The 3,001-nt window shown below is 41.3% G+C and carries 4 protein-coding genes; all 4 read left to right on the forward strand.

What is annotated here, in order from left to right; genetic code table 11:
- Nucleotides 1–326, forward strand: a 326-nt coding sequence (locus ACU01J_RS21550; RefSeq protein WP_481087445.1) for a hypothetical protein, incomplete at its 5' end; no start/stop codon positions are given.
- Between the two features lie 136 nt (nt 327–462).
- Nucleotides 463–1,110 (forward strand): DUF4760 domain-containing protein, encoded by a 648-nt coding sequence (locus tag ACU01J_RS21555; protein WP_481087446.1) that lies wholly within the window; start codon nt 463–465, stop codon nt 1,108–1,110.
- A 135-nt stretch (nt 1,111–1,245) separates the two neighbouring features.
- Nucleotides 1,246–1,596, forward strand: a complete 351-nt coding sequence (locus ACU01J_RS21560; protein WP_394128649.1) for a nucleotide pyrophosphohydrolase — start codon at nt 1,246–1,248, stop codon at nt 1,594–1,596.
- Nucleotides 1,597–2,312: 716 nt separating this feature from the next.
- The gene (locus ACU01J_RS21565; protein ID WP_481087409.1) at nt 2,313–2,870 is read left to right on the forward strand and encodes a nucleotidyltransferase domain-containing protein; all 558 of its coding nucleotides are present in this window, start codon (nt 2,313–2,315) and stop codon (nt 2,868–2,870) included.
- Nucleotides 2,871–3,001: the final 131 nt, after the last annotated feature.

The following is a 3,001-nucleotide window of genomic DNA, read 5'->3' on the forward strand; positions in this document are numbered from 1 at the left end:
TGTCAGCATGTGCGACAACACCACAAAAACTTCGTCATTCAGAGCCGGTGTTTCAGTCATCTAGCTCGATGAGCCCACCTGCTGTTGCTAGTTGTATTACTGAAAAATGGGAAAACTTAGACTATTTAGTTTATAGCCCAATGGTGACGTTTCATGAATCATCGTTAGGGTATGAGGTAATGCAGTACTTAGATGGTGAACTAGTCCATTTAGCTGATATAGAAAAAACTGAAACAGGAAGTCATGTTAAGGTCTACACACAGTCTTTGATTCTTTGGACAGACCCAGCGGTTAAGTCTCTCATGAGCTGCGAGCTTCAAAACTAACAAGCAATTTAAGCAGATTCGCAACGCTCGGCAATTTAGGTTTGAATCAGCTTCAGTGTTTACGGCACAATGGTCTAGGTAGGTGGTGGCGTTGCTCACTACTTAATTGGGCGTTATGTGCCAGTCAGGAGATTTCATGAAGTTCGAAAGGTTGATTCCACTATTCCTAATGGGATTAGTCGGTCTATGTATTGGGTTTTTAGGGGCAAAAACTGGTCAGTGGCATCAATTTTTGACTCCGCTAGTTGCCAGTATATCTGTTCTTTTTGCAACTACGATTGCTATTCAAAATTTGCAGCAATCTCGCAAGCATGAAGTATTAAAACGAACATTGGAACTACTATCAAAAAAGCCAAAAGTGGATGATAACTTGTTTGAAGCTCGCGTTAAAATTAATCAAATCATCAATCAGCTAGATCTTCATAATCATTATGATAATTACTCTTTGATGAAGTCTGCTATGCAAATGCTTGATAAAAAGAGTGCTGAAACAATAATTGAGCATATCGACTACTATGACAATCTCGCTTTGGGGGTTCGTTTGGGGCTTTATGACTCAAATCTCGTTTGGGAAATGTTGTCAAATACACACTGCCTAGTTTGGAGGGACTTCTGGCCAGTAGCCCGTCACAATCAACTTGCTAGTAATGAGTTTGCAGAGTCTTATGAGCGCAAAATGGAAAAACCTTACTCAAACTTGGAGCAAGAAGCTCTAAGACAGTTTGGCAGTGATCTTCAGAGTTTGATTACACCAAAAGGGTACTATAAAAAACTGCACGATTAAGCACATAACAAAGCATTTAAGAGTGATTCGCAACGCTTGGCAGTTTCGCTTCGCTCAAGTATAGCCAAGCGTCGCTCACACCTTAATGCGGCGTTAGTGTTTACATCAAAATTTACGCAAAAATAGGGAGGCTGTATGAGTAAGTCTGTTTATGTTGCTGGTAGTTTCAAGAATCTAGAAAAGATGCAGGCTATACGAGAAACTTTGGTCAGTGCAGGTATTGAAACTACTATCTCTGAGCCCCTTCAAGCTAATGGTATTGATGGTTGCTTGCAGCGCATTAGAGAAGCCGACATTACCTATATTCTAAATTTTGGTGGTTACGTTGGAAAAAGTGTAGCAATGGATATCGGTTATGCTTTAGGTCTCGGCAAACCAGTTTATGCTCTTGAACCTATTGAAGACCCAGACATAACTCACTTGCTGACACGTATTGTCACGCCAGATGAAGTCATTGCTGAGCTCAGTGGAAATAGTAAAAACTAACAATAAATTTAAGAGTGATTCACAACGCTCGGCGCTTTCAGTTCAAGCCAGTTTAGTGTTTATGGCACAATGCCTTAGGTAAGGTGTTGGCGTTGTTCACACCTTAATTTGGCGTTATGTTTACTTGTATTTCAAGGGTTTAAGGTTCCTAGGCTGAAGTTCTTTGTCCCTCTGGCAATTCGTCCCTAGTAGACTCAGCAAATCCACATTGTCGGTCTAAGTTCTTGAATAACGCATCCCGTAAAACATGCCAATGTCCGCGGGTTGCTTCATTGTCAGGTCGTGGCGGTTGGCTTCTGGTTTAACTGGCCCAAAGTCGCTTCTAGGCTCTTAGTCAATTAGCATTTCGGCTTGGCAGTTGTCTCGGCAATTCAGCATTGTTTTGCGCTTTGGTTGGAAAGAAAGGGTACTTGTTGAAACGAAGTCGGGTTGCCTCATTGGGCAGGGAAGTGGAATTACAGGTTTTGGGTTAATCGCCTTTGGTGGCCAAGTTGGTTCTTACCTTGTGGTTTGCTTCAGAAAACTAGTTAGAAATCGCAGTTCTTTCTCAATTAAATCATGTGTTTGTGGTAAAACATAACAAGCAATTTAAGAGGGATTCACAACGCTTGGCATTTTTGCTTCTACTTCAAATTTAGTGTTTATGGCACAATGTTTTAGGTTGGGTGGTAGCGTTGTTCACCCCTTAATTGGGCGTTATACAAACGGAGGCAATTTTGAGTTCAGAAAAGCTAGATTTAGAGCATCTTCCTCTCCAAAATGAGTTGGTTCGATCAGCGTGCTCGGCGTTCATTTCTGAGAGTGACGTAGTAGCGGCTGTGTTGTTAGGCTCATTGGCTGCTGGGAAAGGTGACCGTGTATCGGATGCCGATATTCTCGTTTTCACAAAGAATGACTTCCATAGATCTACAGACGAGTGCTTCTCAGCCTTCGAGTGTGACAAGGAAATATTCTATCAACTCGAAGGTTTCCACAATGATAATGCTTACTTTAAAAAGTACATTTTTAATGATCTCACTAGTGCCGAAATTCACTGTTTAGATTTAAATGAATCGTTCAGTATTTCAAAACCGTTTAAAGTGTTATTTGACAAAAATGGCATCATCGAGCAAAGGGTAACAGATGAACCAGCACCAAAGCATGAGGACTTTCCCGCTTATGCGAATGGTGATGATGGTCTTACTTGGGAGCTTTTTGATTGTATCAAGTGGATGAGCCGTGGAAATCATAAGTTGGCTAAGAACCATTTAAAGAAGCTAGTCGATAAACTTTAACTGTTTGTATAACAAAGCGTTTAAGACGGATTCCCAACGCTTGGCATTTTCGGTTTGCTTTGAATTTAGTGTTTACGGCACAATGGTTTAGATAGGGTGGTAGGCGTTGCTCACCACTTAACGCGGCGTTA

This window comes from Vibrio sp. 2433-A1 (assembly GCF_056726085.1).